Annotated in this window: 15 protein-coding genes and 1 tRNA gene; 6 read left to right on the top strand and 10 right to left on the bottom strand. The window is 64.4% G+C overall.

Annotated elements, in window-relative coordinates:
• Positions 1-78: 78 nt before the first annotated feature.
• The 3 genes from OU419_RS06875 to glyA all read left to right on the top strand — a co-directional run bounded on the left by OU419_RS06875 (position 79) and on the right by glyA (position 3932).
• Complete coding sequence (locus tag OU419_RS06875) at positions 79-1320, top strand: benzoate/H(+) symporter BenE family transporter (protein ID WP_024889558.1); 1242 nt, start codon at positions 79-81, stop codon at positions 1318-1320.
• A 65-nt stretch (positions 1321-1385) separates the two neighbouring features.
• Positions 1386-2618, top strand: coding sequence for an aspartate aminotransferase family protein (locus OU419_RS06880; protein ID WP_024889557.1), 1233 nt, complete (start codon positions 1386-1388; stop codon positions 2616-2618).
• 42 nt (positions 2619-2660) lie between these two features.
• Positions 2661-3932, top strand: a complete 1272-nt coding sequence (glyA, locus tag OU419_RS06885; RefSeq protein WP_024889556.1) for a serine hydroxymethyltransferase — start codon at positions 2661-2663, stop codon at positions 3930-3932.
• Between the two features lie 66 nt (positions 3933-3998).
• Here the strand turns inward: glyA and OU419_RS06890 are convergent, their stop codons facing one another.
• Positions 3999-4298: a helix-turn-helix domain-containing protein gene (locus OU419_RS06890; protein ID WP_024889555.1), complete on the bottom strand. Its 300-nt coding sequence runs from the start codon at positions 4296-4298 to the stop codon at positions 3999-4001.
• A 104-nt stretch (positions 4299-4402) separates the two neighbouring features.
• Between OU419_RS06890 and OU419_RS06895 the strand changes: the two genes are divergently transcribed.
• Entirely contained in the window at positions 4403-5026 is a 624-nt protein-coding gene (locus OU419_RS06895; RefSeq protein WP_024889554.1) for a LysR family substrate-binding domain-containing protein, read from the top strand.
• 27 nt (positions 5027-5053) lie between these two features.
• On the opposite strand, the gene OU419_RS06900 is transcribed toward OU419_RS06895, so the two are convergent.
• From OU419_RS06900 to OU419_RS06910, 3 genes are all read right to left on the bottom strand, one after another.
• Positions 5054-6979 (bottom strand): tyrosine-type recombinase/integrase, encoded by a 1926-nt coding sequence (locus OU419_RS06900; RefSeq protein WP_254471745.1) that lies wholly within the window; start codon positions 6977-6979, stop codon positions 5054-5056.
• Between the two features lie 238 nt (positions 6980-7217).
• Positions 7218-7291, bottom strand: a tRNA-Gly gene (locus tag OU419_RS06905).
• A gap of 149 nt (positions 7292-7440) precedes the next feature.
• Positions 7441-8334 (bottom strand): alpha/beta fold hydrolase, encoded by an 894-nt coding sequence (locus tag OU419_RS06910; RefSeq protein WP_254471744.1) that lies wholly within the window; start codon positions 8332-8334, stop codon positions 7441-7443.
• Positions 8335-8833: 499 nt separating this feature from the next.
• Between OU419_RS06910 and OU419_RS06915 the strand changes: the two genes are divergently transcribed.
• Together OU419_RS06915 and OU419_RS06920 are read left to right on the top strand one after the other, a co-directional pair.
• Complete coding sequence (locus OU419_RS06915) at positions 8834-9667, top strand: substrate-binding periplasmic protein (RefSeq protein WP_254471743.1); 834 nt, start codon at positions 8834-8836, stop codon at positions 9665-9667.
• A 2-nt stretch (positions 9668-9669) separates the two neighbouring features.
• Positions 9670-12543 carry an HD domain-containing phosphohydrolase gene (locus OU419_RS06920; RefSeq protein ID WP_254471742.1) on the top strand — a complete coding sequence of 958 codons (2874 nt, stop codon included), beginning with the start codon at positions 9670-9672 and terminating at the stop codon, positions 12541-12543.
• Between the two features lie 229 nt (positions 12544-12772).
• Here the strand turns inward: OU419_RS06920 and OU419_RS06925 are convergent, their stop codons facing one another.
• The 6 genes from OU419_RS06925 to OU419_RS06950 all read right to left on the bottom strand — a co-directional run bounded on the left by OU419_RS06925 (position 12773) and on the right by OU419_RS06950 (position 17637).
• On the bottom strand, positions 12773-13519 hold the full coding sequence (locus OU419_RS06925; protein ID WP_254471741.1) for a murein L,D-transpeptidase catalytic domain family protein: 747 nt from the start codon (positions 13517-13519) through the stop codon (positions 12773-12775).
• 68 nt (positions 13520-13587) lie between these two features.
• Positions 13588-14640 carry a L,D-transpeptidase gene (locus OU419_RS06930; RefSeq protein ID WP_254471740.1) on the bottom strand — a complete coding sequence of 351 codons (1053 nt, stop codon included), beginning with the start codon at positions 14638-14640 and terminating at the stop codon, positions 13588-13590.
• A gap of 88 nt (positions 14641-14728) precedes the next feature.
• Positions 14729-15424 (bottom strand): pseudouridine synthase, encoded by a 696-nt coding sequence (locus OU419_RS06935; protein WP_254471739.1) that lies wholly within the window; start codon positions 15422-15424, stop codon positions 14729-14731.
• Entirely contained in the window at positions 15424-15642 is a 219-nt protein-coding gene (locus tag OU419_RS06940) for a cysteine-rich CWC family protein (RefSeq protein WP_254471738.1), read from the bottom strand. Before OU419_RS06940 ends, OU419_RS06935 begins: the two co-directional genes overlap by 1 nt.
• Before the next feature lie 85 nt (positions 15643-15727).
• Positions 15728-16564 (bottom strand): DUF4824 family protein, encoded by an 837-nt coding sequence (locus OU419_RS06945; RefSeq protein ID WP_254471737.1) that lies wholly within the window; start codon positions 16562-16564, stop codon positions 15728-15730.
• Entirely contained in the window at positions 16564-17637 is a 1074-nt protein-coding gene (locus OU419_RS06950; RefSeq protein ID WP_254471736.1) for a DUF2157 domain-containing protein, read from the bottom strand. The genes OU419_RS06945 and OU419_RS06950 overlap by 1 nt, the downstream gene beginning before the upstream one ends.
• Between the last annotated feature and the right edge of the window lie 103 nt (positions 17638-17740).

Consider the following 17740-nt stretch of genomic DNA (forward strand, 5'->3'; position numbering starts at 1 on the left):
TGGTAGGGAACATCATGCCATTACAAGTCTATCGTCTCATGGTCATTTCATCCCCATGCCAGGAGCCCAATTCAGATCATGCCGTCGGATCCTTCAGCTTCGCCCGTTCGTTGGAACGATCTCACCCATCCCGTCGTGGCCGGACTGATTTCGGTCATCGTCAACTATGGCGGCACTTTCATCCTGGTGTTCCAGGCAGCCAAGGTCGCGGGCCTGAGCCCGGAGCTGACGGCCTCGTGGGTGTGGTCGATTTCCATTGGCGTGGGCGTGACAGGCATCATTTTGAGCTGGGTATCCCGCGAACCGATCATCACCGCCTGGTCCACGCCGGCAGCGGCGTTTCTGGTCACAGCACTGGCAACCACACCTTATGCCGAGGCCGTCGGGGCATACCTGATCTCGGCTGCCGCCTTTGTGCTGCTGGGCCTGTCGGGTTGGTTCGAGCGCGTTATCCGTTTGATACCGCCAGGCGTGGCTGCCGGGCTGCTGGCCGGCATCCTGCTGCAATTCGGCACTGGCGCCTTCGGCGGCTTGAGCGTCGATCCGCTGCTGGCGGGACTGCTGATCGCCGCCTATCTGGTGTTCAAGCGCTTTTCCGCGCGCTATGCGGTGGTGGGCATCCTGGTGCTGGGATTGGTATTCCTGCTGGCGCAGGGCCGCGTCGATCTGTCGGGACTGAGCCTGAAACTGGCCGCGCCGGTGTTCACCATGCCCGCGTTCTCGCTCAACGCCTTGTTGAGCGTGGCGTTGCCGCTGTTCCTCATTACCCTGACCGGGCAGTACATGCCGGGCATGCTGGTATTGCGCAATGACGGCTTCAAGACCAGCGCCAACCCCATCGTGACCATCACGGGCCTGGGTTCGCTGCTGATGGCGCCGTTCGGTTCGCACGCCTTCAACATCGCGGCGATCACCGCCGCCATCTGCACGGGCCGGGAGGCACACGAAGACCCGTCCAGGCGTTGGATCGCGGGGATGGCCGCTGGGGTGTTCTACGTTCTGATCGGCGTGTTCGGGGTGACGTTGGCCGCGGTCTTCATGGCCTTCCCGGCGACCTTCATCACCACGCTGGCGGGCCTGGCCCTGCTGGGGACGATCGGCGGCAGCCTAGCCACCGCCATGTCCGATGCCAGGACCCGGGAAGCCTCACTGATCACGTTTCTGGCGGCCGCCGCCAACATCACCCTGCTGGGCATTGGCGGGGCGTTCTGGGGGTTGGTGCTAGGGCTGGCGGCGCATGCTGTGCTCAACGGGCGGGTGCTGCTGCGGGTACGTACATCGGTCATTACGCCTACGCCTGCAAACGAGAGGGTGAAGTGATGACCGAGGCTTTCAACACACGGACTGACGGTTGCGCCAACCGTGCCGAATTCGAGGAATCTCCCATGCAGACGACCGGCCCTCACCTGATGCGCGCCTACGCCCGCCAACCTGTCTCTTTCGTGCGCGGTAACGGCGCGCGGCTCTGGGACGATCAGGGTGTGGAGTACCTAGATGCCATTGCCGGTGTCGCGGTTACCAGCCTGGGTCATGCCCACCCGGAAATCGCGGCCGTCATCGCCGAACAGGCCGGGGCGCTGCTGCACACTTCCAACGTGTTCCGCATCGACTGGCAGGAGCAGTTGGGGGAACGCCTGTGTGCGCTGACCGGGATGGAAAGCGCCTTCTTCTGCAACTCGGGTGCGGAAGCCAACGAAACCGCCCTCAAGTTGGCCAGGCTGCATGCCCATCGCAGGCAGGTGGCACGACCGCAGATCCTAGTCATGGGCAACGCCTTCCATGGCCGCACGCTGGCCACGCTCGCCGCCACAGACAACGCGGCCAACCAGCAGGGTTTCGGGCCGTTGCTGCCTGGCTTTCTGCGTGCTCCCTACGGTGATATCAGCGCGGTACGCCAGGCGGCAGAACAATCCCCGGACATCGTGGCGGTGTTGATCGAATCTGTACAGGGCGAGGGCGGCATTCGGGTGGCCAGTGCCGAATACTTGCGCGAACTGCGCGCTTTATGCGACCAGAGGGACTGGTTGCTGATGCTCGACGAGATCCAGGCCGGCATGGGGCGCACCGGCGCGTGGTTCGGATACGCGCACGCGGGCATCTCACCGGATGTGGTGACCCTGGCGAAAGCGCTGGGCAATGGCTTTCCCATCGGCGCGTGCCTGGCGCGCGGTATTGCGGCAGACCTGTTCTCGCCGGGCCAGCACGGCTCGACCTTCGGCGGCAATCCGCTGGCTTGCCGGGTGGCCTGCACCGTCCTCGACATCATGGCCCGTGACAGGATGCCCGAGCGCGCCATGGTGCTGGGCGCTCGCTTGCTGGTGGGCCTGCGCAAGGCGCTGGCAGGTCACCCGCACGTCCTCGCCATTCGCGGCCTGGGACTGATGGTGGGTATCGAACTGGACCGGCCCTGCAAGGAACTAGTTGGGCGCGCGCTGGCTGAGCAGCGCCTGCTCATCACCGTGACCCGAGACACCGTGATCAGGCTATTGCCACCATTCGTTTGCGACGAGCGTCAGATTGACGACATCGTGGTGCGTGTAACGCGCCTGCTTTCATCGGACCTGGTTGATTGCGAGGTTTGGTCTGTTCCGGCTCAGCCGATGGACATCACCGTATGACGTCCAACCCCAACCGCTATCCGCCCGACCAGGACGCACACCATGTATGACACTTCTGTTGCCCTCGCCGATTTCGACCCGGAACTTGCCCTGGCAGTCCACCACGAAGCGCGCCGTCAGGAGGATCATGTCGAACTGATCGCCTCCGAGAACTACGCGAGCCCTTTGGTGATGGCCATCCAGAATTCGGTGTTCACCAACAAGTACGCCGAGGGTTACCCAGGCAAGCGCTACTACAGCGGCTGCGAGCATGTGGACGTGGCCGAACGCTTAGCCATCGAGCGGCTCAAGGTGCTATTCGACTGTGATTGGGCCAACGTCCAGCCCCATGCCGGCGCCCAGGCCAACGCAGCCGTGTTTCTGGCGCTGGCCAACCCCGGCGATACCGTGATGGGCATGAACTTGGCTCAGGGTGGCCACCTGACCCACGGAAACCCATCCAACTTCTCCGGCCGCCATTACAAGATCGTGCCTTATGGACTCGACCCCCTAACCGGGCTGATTGACTACGACGAGATGGAGCGCATCGCGATGCAGGCACGGCCGAAACTGCTGATCGGCGGCTTCTCCGCCTATTCGCGGCACAAGGACTGGGCACGCATGCGCGCCATCGCCGACAGGGCGGGTGCCATCTTCTGGGTGGACATGGCCCATGTCGCCGGCCTGGTGGCGACAGGCGAGTATCCTGACCCGTTGCCCCACGCTCACGTGGTCACCAGCACCACCCATAAGACCCTGCGCGGCCCGCGTGGCGGTATCATTCTCTCGAAAGGGCAGGACGAGGGCCTTTACAGAAAGCTCGACTCCGCCGTATTCCCCGGCGTCCAGGGCGGGCCGCTGATGCATGTTATCGCCGCCAAGGCGGTGGCGTTCAAGGAGGCGCTGCAACCTGCATTCAAGGCCTACCAGCGCCAGGTGGTGGCGAACGCTCGCGCCATGGCCGCCGTGATCCAGCAGCGCGGCCACAAAATCGTTTCGGGCGGTACCGACAATCACCTGATGCTGATCGACCTGTCCGCCAGGCCCTACACCGGTAAGGATGCGGACGCGGCGCTGGCCGATGCCTGGATCACCACCAACAAGAACAGCGTGCCGGGCGACCCGCGTTCGCCGTTTGTGACCTCTGGCGTGCGCATCGGCACGCCCGCCGTGACCACGCGCGGCTTCGGCGTGGCCGAGTGCGAGGAACTGGCCGGCTGGTTGTGCGACGTGCTGGATGCATTGGAAACCGGTGGTGTTGGATTAATTGCCGTGCGGGATCGAGTAAGACAGCAGGTGGCGGATCTGTGCCGTCGCCATCCCGTCTATCGATAGGTAATCACTGACGGCAATGCGGCGCCTGCGTACTACCTCGTTGTAGGTGAGAGACGCAACGCCGACCTAGACAGCGTCTTCCTGTTTTTCGGACAGTTGCGCCTCGGTCGCAGCCATCAGTGCCGCGGCCGAGCAACCCAGCCCCTTCGCGATCCGCAGGATCAACACTAGCGTGGGCATGTGCTCGCCGCGCTCGATCTTGCCCATGTGCGATCGCGCGATACCCGCCTGTTCCGCCAGCACCTCCTGCGCCAGCGCCTTCGCGGACCGTGCCTCGCGCACGGCAACGCCGAAAGCGCGCGCTGGCTCGCTTTCATAGGTTCTTGTTCCCGCAGGTCTCCCGCGTTGCACTGATCGCTTCTGCATCAACAGAAGCGTCACGTTTCACTCGAATTTAAACCACGTTAAACTTATCTCATTGACCGATGGCACGCGGTTTTTTCCAGTGTCGGCGTTGTGCGGGTGACACGATGATCGCTTCCGATCCTTTGAACATTGCCCTGTCGGACTGCCTGGCCTATCCCAGGTTGTCGGTACCGATGGCGGTACACCGTCGGCGCTATCCGGACAACCCGATTCGTCTTCACGAAGAGCGCTTGGAGGATCAGCATCGAGGACTGCTCGCGGGGGCTTTCGAGGCGGGCCTCTGCCAGTCGCCCACAGCCCCTGAAGGCATCGATGTCCGCCCCGTCTGGCGCGATGCGCTGGCGCTGGCCGTGTCGGCCCATCACCCCTTGCTGGCCTTCGCGTCAGTGTCCCTAGATCAGGCGGCCGACTACCCTTGGATCGCCCTGGATGGCCGTGGCTGTGTGGGCTACTGCAGGCAAATCGACTCACTGCTGACGGCAGCCAGCGTCGTCCCCTCGGCCGTCACGACGGCCACGTCGTTCGGGTTGATGATGACCTTGGTGGCCGCCGGCTACGGCGTCTGCCTGGCACCCGCCGCCCGCATCGAGGGTCATCGTTCCCTTGGCGTTGTCCAGCGTCCCTTGCAAGAGGGCGCGCTGACGCTCACCACGTACTTCCTGAGCCGTCGAAATACGGACAGCACCCGCCTGGAGCCGTTCTTCCAAGCGCTCCTGGCAAGCGCCTGACCGAACTTCGGCGCGCCCCTGGCTTGATCAGTCTCCGGGCGCCACTTCGGCGGCATCGGCAGCGACGGCTTCGCGCACCAGCCGCTGCACGCTTTGCCGGACCTGCTCAGGGAACTCTGTCGTCACGACTGGCTCGCTCGCCTGCATGCACTGTGCGGCCACCAGCCGCGCGGCAAGGTGCAGGTTCGTTGGGTTGACGGCTTCGATGGCCGGCCGTGTCCCGAGAGCCTCGTACGAGCGCAGGAGTGCGTGGTAGATGTCCCAGGTGTCGACGCCCCGTGGCAGTTGCTTCAGGACAGACTGGACCAGCCTGCGCTTGAGCGGATCGAGCTGCCAGTCTGGCACGCGCTGCCCGCGGTGCCCCATGTGGATCGACAGCAGGTTGCCGGCCTGGATCTCGTAGGTGATCCAGCGGCGCGACTTGCCCGCGAGCTTGGCGTAGTCCGCCACCGAGAGGTTGTGCGGCGCCTCGAAGGTCTCCAGCACCTGCAGGCGTCCGCGCTGCACCTCCGACAGGCGCGGCCGCGCGTACTCGGGCATGCGCACGGCCGACAGCCGCTGCACCGATGCCGGCGCTTCGGGTTGGTTGGACGTCGGCGCGGTCACGATCAGCTGCGGCGCGGTGAGGTCGACCACCGGCGGCTGCACGGCCGCCTGGCCGGCGATGGTCGGCAGGCCCTGGAGCGTGATGGTCAGATGCCGGCTGGCAACCTCGACCTGGTTCTGCTCGAACAGGTCCAGGCGATCAGCCCAGTCCTGCATCATGACGCGGCGTTGCTCGACGTATTCGGCATGGTTGTAGGTCGCGCTGATCTTGTCTGGATCGGCATGCGATAGCTGGGCATCCACCCATTTCTTCGGGTAGCCGAGTTCGTTCAGCGCCGTCGAGATCGTCGCCCGGATGCCATGCCCCGTGAGCTGGTCCTCGTAGCCCATGCGCTTGAGCGCGGCGTTGAGCGTGTTCTCGCTGATCGGGTTCTTCAGGCACCAGTCGCCTGGGATGAGATGGACCTGGGCAGGCTTGCATTGGTCCAACAGGTGGCGAACGATCTCCTGCGCCTGCACCGACAGCGGCACGATGTAGGGCGGGATGTCGATGAGACGCTTGCGCTTCTTCTTGGTCAGCAGCGCGCGCTGCTTGAGCCTGGCCACCGGGATGACCCACAGGCCCCGGTCGAGGTCGAACTGATTGGGCGTGGCGAAGCGAAGCTCGCCGGTGCGCACACCAGTGAGCATCAGCAGCCGGATGCCCAACTGCGTGTTCAGGCGCCCGCGGTACTTGCGCAGTGTCTGCAGCATAACCGGCAGCTCGTGCATGCGCAGGAACGGGTTGTGTTCGACAGGCGGCAACGGCAGCGCGACCACTTCCAGGTCCCTGGACGGGTTATCGCCCATGTTGGGAATCGCCACCGTGGCGTAGGTGAACAACTGGGTGAACCAGGTCCTCAGCTTCTCGGCCACGGACAGCGAGCCGCGCTTCTCCACCTTGCCGATGATGTCCAGCAGGTGCGCGCGGGTGATTTCGTAGATGGTCAGGTGCCGTAGCGAGGGGAACACATCTTTCTTGAAGACGCGCCCGATCTGTTCCAGGCTGGTCTGCCGTCCTTCCTCCAGCGAGAGCCGGCGATGGGCCAGCCATTGCTCGTAGACGGCCATGAAGGTGTGCTCGCCGGCCAGGACGATCGCGTGCCGCTTGCGCTTGCGTTCGCTGTGGGGATTGACGCCCTTGGCGAGCAGCGAGCGGGCTTCATCGCGAAGTGCACGGGCGTCCTTCAGGGAAAGCGCCGGATAGTTGCCTAGGGTGATGCGCTCACGCTTGCCAAACCACGAATAGCGGAAGTGCCAAGCCTTGGTGCCGATGGCGGAAACGTAGAGATAGAGGCCGTCGAAGTCGGCCAGTGCGTATGGCTTGCCGGTGGACTTGGCCTGCCGGGCCATGAGGTCTGAAAGCATGATCCCAACTCCATGAAAGCGAGTTGAGTGCCATGTTTCCCATCGGACCTCGGCTCCTCCAGCAACAATGCGGCAGGGGAAGTTCGCGCATTGTTTGGGCCACTTTTTGTACCAGTTTGGGCCGGCCGTCAGTGGATTTCGCTGGACGTCACTGGAACGGCTTTTCTGGAAAAGCCGAACCGTGACAATGACTTGCAACACTCCATGGACGTCCTTGGAACACCATGGAAAGCTGAAGTGGAGCGGGCGAAGGGAATCGAACCCTCGTCATGAGCTTGGGAAGCTCAGGTAATGCCATTATACGACGCCCGCTTGGGGGTGCCTTTTTACCAGAAGGGCGGGGCTTAGTGAAGCCTTGCAGGGTAGCGGATGGTGGTGACTGGCTTTTCGTGCGCGGTTTCGCGGGGCGGCTGAGCCGGGGTGGTGGTGGTTCCAGCCCCCGGCTCAGGGTGTTGCAGTCATCAGCCCACCATTGCCGCGATCGGTATGCCCAGGTTGGCGGGCAGGTAGGGCGGGGCGAGCATCGGCCTGCGCTGGGGTTGGAGGAAGGCCAGCAGGTGGTCCTGGGTTTCCTGCCAGGCCTGCTTGTGTTCCATGTCGATGAAATGACCGGCGTTGCGGATGGTGCGGAATTCGCAGTCGCGGATCAGTTGCTGGAACAGCTTCGCCTCGGCCGGGGTGGTGTAGATGTCCAGCTCGCCGTTGAGGAATAACAGCGGGATGTCGATGGCGGCGAAGCCTTCCATGTAGCTTTCGGCGCTGAGCTGCAATACCTGGCAGATGTGGAAGTGCATCTGCCGGTACTCGTGCTCGTCCAGGCCGCTGACGTGGCGGAAGTTGTAGCGTTTGAACAACTGCGGCAGGTAACGGCCGATGGTGTCGTTGACCAGGTTGCCGACATTGGTGCGGTCGCAGGTGGCGAGATAGTCCAGGCCGCGATGCAGATAGTCGAGCATGGCGGCGTTGAGTAGCGGCGAAAAGGAGTTGATCACGGCCTTCTGGATGCGTGCCGGACGCTGCGCCAGAGCCAGAAGCGTAGCAACGCCACCCCAGGAGAAGGACATCACCACGTCCGCCTGGTAGTGCTCGATCAGCTCCAGCAGCAACGCTGCCTCGTACTCCTTGCTGATCGGCTCGCGGCAATCGTTGTGGGCTTTGGACTGGCCTGCGTACGGCTGGTCGTAGCAGACCACGTTGAAGTGCGGTTGCAGGTATTTCACCGTTTGCGCGAAGGAGGCGGTGGTCGCCAGCGAGCCGTTTACCAGGATGATGGTCTGGCGCGCTTCCCTGTTGGCATGGAACTCCGTGTGAACCCGGTGTTGCTGAATCTCGACGACGGCGGTTTCCGGCCTCATGTCGTTTTCCTCCAGACGCAGGTCATAGGAACGCACCCATAATCGGATGCGAAGAAACTACCCAGGCAGAGGAAAGCGCCTTGACGTGACAGCTTCGTGTCACACGGCGAAAGTTAATTGTTTCTTGATTATCAAATATTTACGACATCAAAAGACATCGGTTCGGCGCTGTTTGCAGCGCCGAGCGAGGGCTCGTGATCAGGCAGGGAAGGGGCGGCGTGGGGAACTGCTGCCGCGAAAACGTTCTTGGACGTAGCGTGTGACTCATCGGTCACGCTTGGGCCAGAGTTAAGCAGGGGGGCTCCGCCGACGCAACCGTCATGGGACGTTTGTTTAGTCCTGCCGGCGGGGATTCCGACGAAATGACATTTCTCTTCGCGATTGACCGGCGCTTTGGATAAGGCCGATTACACTCTTTGTGTTAGTCATTTCTTCCTGCCGCAGACGAGCGAATTCGACGTGCTCCTCTTCAGGCCGACACCGCGGACGGAGCGGGTCAATGGTACTCTACCCCTTGCTGCGCACTCTGCTGGTCCTGCCGGCTGCATGGCTGTGTGCGGTAGCTATGGGCGCGGATCGCTACGGCTGCGAAGCGCCGATCCGTGTTGCTTTCACCCGCAACCTGGTGTTCTTCCACGATGATGGGGGCATCGATCCCGACCTGATCGCCGAGCTTGAGCGACGCACCGGCTGCCGGTTCGAGACGTCGGTACGCCCGCGCGACGAGATCTGGCGCAAGCTGGAAAGCGGCGAGCTGGACATGGGAACCAGTGGGGTCGCCACGCCGCGCCGGCGCGCGTTCACCTACCTGCTGCCCTACGTCTACCTGCGCAACAAGCTGATCGTGCCGCTGGAGCTGGGCAGCGATATGAAATCGCTGGACGATTTCCACGACATGCCCGGTGCGCGCATCGGGGTGATCGCCGGCTACCGGCATGGCCCGTTCATCGACGCCATGCTGCGCATTCTGCGTGGTGAGGGGCGAGTGATGGAGTTTCGCGACGACACCGCGCGCTTCACCGCTCTGCTCAACGGTGATGTGGAAGGGGTGATCGGCCATGAACTGAACCTTGAGGGCGCCATCACCGATCGTCGCCAGCGCGCACGGTTCAGGGTGGTGAATGTCATGAGCGGCCCGGCGACGCCGCACAACCTGATGCTTTCGCGCAAACGCTTCACCCCGGCGCAGAGCGCCGAATGGCTGCGGCTTATGGAAACGCTGTGGCTGGATGGCAGCCTGCTCCGGATCGTGCAGCGCAACACTTCGCCGGTACTGGCGGCGGAACTTCTCGATAGCGGATATCGCTATGGCTCAACGGACAGAGGCTGGTGACGATGAAGGCATTCAAACGGGGCGTTCCGCTGCAGTTGCTGGTGGCTGGGGCCATCATCATCAGCATGCTGGTACTGGCGGGAGCGCTGCTGGTCCAGGGGTATCGCGGCGTGGAAGGTGCGTTGGTGGCGGCAGCCGGGGAGTCGGCCAGCCAGTTGGGGGCGACCATCAACGAGCGCATTCGGCGCCTGATCGACCCGGCGGAAAGTGCCCTGCGGCTGCTCACCCACGACCCCATCTCGCAGACCGACAACCTGCCGGCACGCCTGGAGCGTTTGCCCATGCTGGTGGAAAACCTGCGCGCCAACCGCACCCTGAGCGCGGTGTATATCGGCTATCCGAACGGCGAGTTCATGCTGATCCGCGCCCTGCGCGTAGCGGAGGTGCGGCACAACCTTCAGGCTCCTGACGATGCCACCTACCTGGTGCAGAGCCTCACGTTGGACGACCAGGGCGGGTTGCGTGGCGAGTGGCGGTTCTACGATGACCAGTTGCGCCTGCTGCGCGTGCAGGAACGCCCGGATTACCGGTTCGATCCGCGCCAGAGACCGTGGTACACCGAGTCGCTGAGCACCAGCCGCACGGTGCTCACCCAGCCGTACGTGTTCTTCACTACCCGGGAGATCGGCCTGACCCTGGCCCATCGCAGCGTCGATGGGGCGGCGGTGATCGGCATGGACGCGTCGGTCAACGATCTGGGCGGCGAGATGGGTGACTTGCGCCAGACCGCCCACACGGAGCTGGCGGTGGTGGATGGCAAGGGCACGGTGATCGCCTATCCGGATCTGGCGAAGCTGCTGATCCACCGTGGCCAGGAGTTGCGCCTGGCGACCCTGGAGGAGCTGGGGGTGCCCAGCCTGAGCCAGTTGAACAGTACTTCCATGCCGGCTGGCACGCCGCAATCGTTCGATGTGGAAGGGGAAAGCTGGTACGGCATCTGGGTGCCGCTATCGAACTTCACCAGCAATGAAGTCCGCGTGCTGATAGCCATTCCGGCCACCGAGCTGCTCGCCGGCGCTCGCCAGTTGCTGTTCAACCAGGCGTTGTGGAGTGGTGTGCTGTTACTGGTGTTGCTGGTGATCGGCTGGTACCTGGGCCGGCGCATCGCCCGGCCGCTGACCGCGCTGGCCGACCAGGTGGGGGCGCTGGCTTCCTTCGACTTCGCCCGCCCGGTGGGGGTGGAGTCGAAGATCGCCGAGGTGCGTGACCTGAGCCGCGTGATGGGCAGCATGTCGCGCACCATCCACAACTTCCAGGCCACCACCCTGACCCTGAGCCGGGAGACCCGCCTGGAAAGCATACTCGAAGGTGTGCTGTCGCGGCTGGTTGAGGCGACAGGCGTGATGGGCGGCGCGGTCTACCTGCTGGAAGACGAGGATTGCCGCCTGCGCCTGGCCTGCGCGGTGAACGGCGAACAGTATCCGCAATCCATGCTCATCGAGGGCTTCACCGAGGCGCAGCTTGCCGAGCGGGTGGATCAGTCGCTGGCCAACCGCGGGCAGTACCTGGAGGTTTCGCTGCGCAATCGCAGCGACGAGCTGCTGGGCATCCTGGTGTTGCAACTGGCGGAAGAGGGCGAGCGCAGCCGCCAGCCGCGCAAACCGTTCAAACGCTTCGTCGAGGAGCTCTCCGGGGCGGCGGCCGTGGCCATCGAGACCCGCCAACTGATCGAAGCCCAGCAACGCCTGCTGGACGCCATCATCAAGCTGCTGGCCGACGCAATCGACGCCAAGAGCCCATACACCGGCGGCCATTGCGAACGGGTGCCGCAACTGGCAGACCTGCTGCTGCAGAAAGTCATCGATTGCCGCGACGGCGATTACGCCAGCTTCGGCATGAGCGACGCGGAGCGCTACGAATTCCAGATTGCAGCCTGGCTGCATGATTGCGGCAAGATCACCAGCCCCGAGTATGTGGTGGACAAGGCCACCAAGCTGGAGACGCTGTACAACCGCCTGCACGAGATCCGCACGCGCTTCGAGGTGATCTGGCGCGACATCGAGCTGGACTACTGGCGTGGCATGGCCGAGGGTAACGACATCGGCCTGCTGGCGGCGCGACGCGACGCGATGCACGAGGCGCTACGCGAAGACTACGCCTTCGTTGCCCAGGCCAACGTTGGCGGCGAATTCATGAAGGATGAGGATATCGAGCGCCTCAAGCGCATCGGCGAGCGCCGCTGGTTGCGCTACTTCGACGACCGCCTGGGCATCTCCCACGACGAGGCCGAGCGCCTGCAGGGCCGACCGGAGCCGCAGTTGCCGGCGGAGGAGTTCCTCCTTGCCGACAAGCCCGAGCACCGCGTGCCCTGGGGCGAGCGCAAGCCACCGGTGGACAAGGACGACCCACGCAACGTCTGGGGCTTCGACATGCGCCTGCCGCCCTACGCGAGCCACTACGGCGAGCTGTACAACCTCAGCGTGCGACGCGGCACGCTCAACGAGGAGGAGCGCTTCAAGATCAACGAACACATCGTGCAGACGCTGATGATGCTCACCACCTTGCCGTTGCCGCGCCACCTGCGCCGGGTGCCGACCATTGCCGCCAACCACCACGAGAAAATGGACGGCACCGGCTACCCGCGCAAGTTGTCGCGCGATCAGATGAGCATCCCGGAACGGGTCATGGCGATCGCCGACATCTTCGAGGCGCTGACCGCTGCCGACCGCCCGTACAAGGCGCCGAAGACTCTCTCGGAGTCGCTGAAAATCCTGGCATTCATGGCGCGTGACCAGCACATCGACGCCGACCTGTTCCGCCTGTTCCTGACCCAGGGTGTGTACCTGGAGTACGGCGAGCGCTTCCTGCGGCCAGAGCAGATGGACGCGGTGGATGTGCGGGCGATGCTGGAGATTCTCGATGGAGTGAAGGCTTAGCGGTCGCGGCCCTGACACTGCCATGCGGCGTGCCTGCCTGTGCGATGCGTTCGGACATGGCCGGTCCCTGCGAAAGCTCCCGGGGCGGAAACCGAAGTGAGCCGCAGGTTGTTGAAACGTCCCCATCAACAGGGTTCGCGCGTGGCCCGATGGGGCTCGTTCCGTTCGAACCTGCCGCCCCTTGCGAACGCCATGTCATGCCGTGACTGTTCGCAGGAGCGAGGCACACTCAGCGCCTGGCGAGGTTCTGCGCGTAGCGGTTGATCTGTGGGTTCTTCGCCACGGTGCAGCTCTGTCCGGCGAGGAACTGCGAGGTCTTCAGCCACTGCTGCTGCGGGTAGTAGGCGAACACGTAGCTGCCGTTCTTCACCGTGTCGATCAGCTTCTGCGCAACCTGCGGACGTACCGCCGGACAACCCAGGCTGCGGCCCAGGCGGCCGAGGCCGGGGACGACCTTGGGGTCTGCATAGGCGGCCGCGTGCATGACGATGGCGCGCTCTTCGCTGTTGTCGTTGAAGCCCGGCTCCAGGCCCAGCAGGCGCAGCGAGCGGCCATGCTTGCCGTTGTAGGTCTGGCCCGTCTGGTAAAGGCCGATGGAGGACTGGTTGCTTTCGGGGCGGTTGGAGAACGAGGTGGCCATGTCGTCGCCACTCTTCTTGCCGTGGGCTACCCACTCTTCGAAGAGCAGCTTGCGCTGCTTGAGGTCGAAGACCCACAGGCGCTTGTCGCGCGAGGGTTTGGAGTAGTCGATCACCGTCAGCAGCTGGTTGTCACCGCCCAGTTGGGTGCTGGCGCACTGCAGCGCATTGAGCGCCAGGCGCAGGGTTTCGGTGTTGGTGGCGGGCGCGAGGCGATGCAGTTCCTCGGCCGTCGGCAGGCGGGCGGCGGACGCGCTTTGCCAGCTACCGATCGCGAAGAGCGCGGTGCTGGCGACAGTGATCCGGAAGATCCCCCGTAACTTCGAAAAAGTCAGCATGAATACGACATTCCCGTTTAATCGATATGGTTTTTTCTGGGAAACGCGGCATTGTGCGTGATTTTTGATCAGTTGGCTGGTTGATTTTTAACCGTTTTTTGTTCCGCCTGTCGGTTATTCGTAGTGATGACGGTGAAATCGGGGTTGCTGCGTGTCTCGCGAGTGGACGGCAAGTCAGTGATCACGAGGGTGCTGCCGACATCCATGCTGGCCAGCAGATTGCGCAGGAATTCGCGGTCCAGGCTGAATTTTCCAAGTTGTTCTGCGGGTGACAGGCCCTTCTGCGGGTCGCTGACCTGAACGGTGGTCCAGCGCAGGTTGGGCGATTCGCTATCGATTTCCGCCTGGGTCGGCTTTTCCATCAGCGAGAAGGCGGCAACGCCGGTGCGCTCCTCTGGATGCTCGAAGGCGACCGGAGCGGTTCCGACCTGCACGCCGCCGCGATAGACGTAGGCGCGACGGTCGGCACGGCTGATAAGCACCGAGAGCGGGCCTTTCTCCGCGCCTGGATCGCTCCAGAACGGCACTACCATGCCGCTGTCGTCGTGCGGGCCGGCAGCGCGGCCACCGCTGACGATGGGGGCGAGCAGGCCGGGGTGGTAGACCTCCACCGGCGAGCTCTTGGCATCGGAGATGATCACGGTGGTGGTGCCGAAGCCAGTGACTTCGTAGAGCTTCTTGGCGAAGGCCATCGGCAGGCGGATGCAGCCGTGGGAGGCCGGGTAGCCCGGCAGGTTGCCGGCATGCAGGGCGATGCCGTCCCACGTCAGGCGCTGCATGTAGGGCATGGGGGCGCTGTTGTACAGGTCGGAGTGGTACTCGACCTTTTTCTGCAGGATGGAGAACACCCCGGTGGGCGTTTCCTTGCCTTTCTTGCCGGTGCTCACGGTGGCAACGCCGATGGCGATGCCGTTGCGGTACACGTAGGCGCGTTGTTCGGTGAGGCTGACTACCAGCGTCACCGGGCCTGCCGGGGAGATTTCCGGGTACCAGAGGAACTGGCCGGGCTTGAGCGTTTTCAGCGCCGCCTGCAGGTCGGACAGCGGCGAGGGTTTGCTCGGGTTAGCGATGGCGACGCTGGCGCTCAGGGCGAGCAGCAGGGCGATCGACAGTTTCTTCATCACCTTTCCTTGGGACACGGGCTTGGCTGGGAGATTAGCCGTGCTGGCGCGGGCGCTGCAAACCGTTGGGCTGAACGGTGCGCGGGCATCATCCCAGCTCGGCGATTTCCTGTGCCGTCAGCGCCCGGTACTCGCCCGGTTGCAGCGCCGGGTCGAGCGTCAGGCTGCCCATGCTTTCGCGGTGCAGGCGGGTCACCTTGTTCTGGAAGTGGCCGAACATGCGCTTTACCTGGTGATAGCGGCCTTCGTGCAGGGTCAGCCGCGCTGCGCGTGGGGCGAGGATTTCCAATTGCGCGGGCAGCGTGGTGAGGTCCTCGAAGGCGAAGTACAGGCCCTCGGCGAAGGTCTGCACGTAGCGCTCCTCGATCGGGTCTTCGGTTTCCACGTAGTAGACCTTGGGCAGCTTGCGCCCCGGCAGGGTCATACGCCGCGACCACTGGCCGTCGTTGGTGATCAGCAGCAGGCCGGTGGTGTTGTAGTCCAGGCGGCCGCCGATGTGCAGGTCGTGCTTGTCCGGCTCGTCGAGCAGGTCGAGCACGGTGCGGTGTTCTGCGTCGCGGGTGGCGCTCACGCAGCCCGTGGGCTTGTGCAGCATGAAGTAGCGTGCCGGCTTGCCGGTCTGCAGTAATTGCCCGTCGAGCTCCACGCGGCTGAATTCGCGCACCTCGTGGAGGCCGTCGCGCACCACCTCGCCATCCACCCGCAGGCGGCCTTCGGCGAGCAGCAGGCGGGCCTGCTGGCGGTTGCAGTGCGGCAGGTTGGCAATGAAACGATCCAGGCGCATCAGGCGTTCCCGTCGGTATCCTTCACGCCTGCGGCGCAGCGCGGGCACAGGCAGGCACGGTCCAGCAGTTCCGGCGGGAGGCGTTCCAGGACGCTGCGGTCGATCCGCGTGCTGAAGCACCAGCACGCCTGGCCTTCCAGTGCCGGGTCGGCCTGGCTGCAGCGGTTGGATTGGCCGCACAGTGGGCAGCGGGTCGGATCGAAAGTGTTGTCGCTCATGGTCGGAACGGGGCGATGCGGGCGCACAGGGTGCAGCGCCGGCCCGTCTCGCGCAAGGGAATTCGGATCGGCGCAAGGGTGCCTGTCAGGGGCTGCCGATACGTTCGATCCACGGTTCCAGCCGCCGCCCGAAGGCGACTTCGGCGACGAAGGGCTGGGCTCGTTCGTCCGCCGCGCGATTGGGTTGGGTGGTGATCCGTTCCAGACGCTCGCGCCAGTGGTGCGGCACGTTGATGCTGTCCACACCCAGTGAGCTGGCGGTTCCGCCGAGCGTCCAGATGTGTTCGTGAAGCAGCGAGATCGGCCGGACCCGGCCACTGACGATCAGATAGCGCTGGCGGTCCGGGTAGCGTGCGCGCAGCGCTTGCAGATCGAGGCCGACGTCTTTCAGCAACAGGCGGGTGGCGTGCTTCTCTTCGCTTTCCAGGGCGCCCTGGCTGTATTTCAGCTCGTAGGCGAACTCACTGCTCGACGGCGCGGCCGCAGCCGCCAGGCGCGCTTCTGCGAGTTTCTTGCGCGCCAGTTGCAACTCGCGCTGGTAGAGCGGCCCATCCAGTTCCAGCACCAGCAGGGCGGCGCGGGATTGCTGGCGGTCGAAGTGGCGGGCGCTCTCGTCGTCCACCTGCACGGGCATGCGGAACCCCAGCTCGGCCATTTTCTTCGCGTCGATCCGTGGCGCCCAGGCGCGGCTGTGCGGCCCCGCGCCTTCATCTTCGCTGGGGAAGCGCCATTGCAGGCGCAGGCTCAGGCCGCTGTTTTCCTTGTGCCAGTCAGTGTTGCGCAGCAACTCGCGCTCGCTCAGGCGCGACAGGCTGTCCGGCGTTGCGGAGCGGTTCCAGGCTACGCCGCCCAAGGCGACGGCGTTCACCAGCAGGATCAGTCCGACGCCGCCGAGCAGCGCGTGGGTGCGGGTCCGGTTCATCAGCGCATTCCTCCCAGCAGGCCGTGGGCACTGCGCAGCCGGCGCAGGACCAGCAGGATCAGAATCGCGCACAGGCCCAGCACGAGGAAGAACAGGTACTTGGGCATCACCTCCCACCACCAGTCGAAGAACTTGGTATAGAGGAAGACTACGAAGAAGGTCAGGCCGGTGTTGACCACGTCCGGCCACTCGCGGCGCGCGCCGAGCCAGATGAACAGCGCCGCGGTGACGAAGCCGAGCACCTGGTAGAGGCTTTCCACCGTGCCGTAGTCCAGTGGCAGGTAGCTGCCGCCGCCCCAGTTGGCCAGCACCAGCATCGGCAGGAACAACCCGAGCAGGCCGAACACCCGGTAGATCGCCGGGAATCCATCGTGGCGGCCCTGGGCGATGAGCAGCGGCACGGCGAAGACCAGCACGGCGGCCGGGAAGAAGTTCTCCGGGCGCTCGCCCACGTCCAGCCAGTACACGCCGCCCCAGGTTCCGACCCGTGCGGCGACGTAGCCCATCAGGCAGATCAGCGCGGTCGCCAGCAGCAGGCGCGCGTCACAGGTATAGGCGAGCAGCAGCGCATAGGCGGCCCAGGGCAGCAGTGCCTTGTCCGATGGGGTGATGTTGAATATCTGCCCCACCATCACGACGTTCAGCACCAGGCAGGCGAATGCCAGCATCGCAGCCAGTTTTGCGAAATAGCCGGAGGTGTCGCGTCGTTGCAGCCAGAGGGTCAGCATCAGGCTGCCCAGCGCGGCGACGATGAGAATGGTGACCTGGGCGGTTTCCGCGAACAGCCCCCAGAACTGGTAGAAGAGGAAGAACAGGCTGGCAGCCAGCGCCAGCGCGCCGAGGAACGAGGCGATGCGCATGCCCAGCGAGAGACGGTGATCCTGGCTGTCGCGGTCGACGTCGAAGCGTGCGCGGTAGTCGGCGAGGAGGCGTTGCTGGTGGGCGCTCACGCCGTCGAGCAGGCCGCTGTCGAGGACCAGCACGCCCTCGTCGCGCAGCCGCTGCAGCTCGCGGTCGAAGGCGTGGATGTCATCGACGCGCCGCTGGGCCTGTTGGTGGCTGAGTTCGGGCATGGAGGTTCCTTGCGGCGAGGTATTGCTCGGACTCTAGCTTCTGGCGCATCGGCCTTCCACGGCGCAGGTCAGTTCCCGGTGGCGCGGGAGGCCGGCGCGCCAG

Source organism: Pseudomonas triclosanedens (assembly GCF_026686735.1).
GTDB lineage: Bacteria > Pseudomonadota > Gammaproteobacteria > Pseudomonadales > Pseudomonadaceae > Pseudomonas > Pseudomonas triclosanedens.

Bases quoted from the DNA above. Each gene is read 5' to 3' on its own strand.
- OU419_RS06875 (WP_024889558.1), top strand. From the start codon at position 79: ATGCCGTCGGATCCTTCAGCTTCGCCCGTTCGTTGGAACGATCTCACC.
- OU419_RS06880 (WP_024889557.1), top strand. From the start codon at position 1,386: ATGCAGACGACCGGCCCTCACCTGATGCGCGCCTACGCCCGCCAACCT.
- glyA (WP_024889556.1), top strand. From the start codon at position 2,661: ATGTATGACACTTCTGTTGCCCTCGCCGATTTCGACCCGGAACTTGCC.
- OU419_RS06890 (WP_024889555.1), bottom strand. From the start codon at position 4,298: ATGCAGAAGCGATCAGTGCAACGCGGGAGACCTGCGGGAACAAGAACC.
- OU419_RS06895 (WP_024889554.1), top strand. From the start codon at position 4,403: ATGATCGCTTCCGATCCTTTGAACATTGCCCTGTCGGACTGCCTGGCC.
- OU419_RS06900 (WP_254471745.1), bottom strand. From the start codon at position 6,979: ATGCTTTCAGACCTCATGGCCCGGCAGGCCAAGTCCACCGGCAAGCCA.
- OU419_RS06910 (WP_254471744.1), bottom strand. From the start codon at position 8,334: ATGAGGCCGGAAACCGCCGTCGTCGAGATTCAGCAACACCGGGTTCAC.
- OU419_RS06915 (WP_254471743.1), top strand. From the start codon at position 8,834: ATGGTACTCTACCCCTTGCTGCGCACTCTGCTGGTCCTGCCGGCTGCA.
- OU419_RS06920 (WP_254471742.1), top strand. From the start codon at position 9,670: ATGAAGGCATTCAAACGGGGCGTTCCGCTGCAGTTGCTGGTGGCTGGG.
- OU419_RS06925 (WP_254471741.1), bottom strand. From the start codon at position 13,519: ATGCTGACTTTTTCGAAGTTACGGGGGATCTTCCGGATCACTGTCGCC.
- OU419_RS06930 (WP_254471740.1), bottom strand. From the start codon at position 14,640: ATGAAGAAACTGTCGATCGCCCTGCTGCTCGCCCTGAGCGCCAGCGTC.
- OU419_RS06935 (WP_254471739.1), bottom strand. From the start codon at position 15,424: ATGCGCCTGGATCGTTTCATTGCCAACCTGCCGCACTGCAACCGCCAG.
- OU419_RS06940 (WP_254471738.1), bottom strand. From the start codon at position 15,642: ATGAGCGACAACACTTTCGATCCGACCCGCTGCCCACTGTGCGGCCAA.
- OU419_RS06945 (WP_254471737.1), bottom strand. From the start codon at position 16,564: ATGAACCGGACCCGCACCCACGCGCTGCTCGGCGGCGTCGGACTGATC.
- OU419_RS06950 (WP_254471736.1), bottom strand. From the start codon at position 17,637: ATGCCCGAACTCAGCCACCAACAGGCCCAGCGGCGCGTCGATGACATC.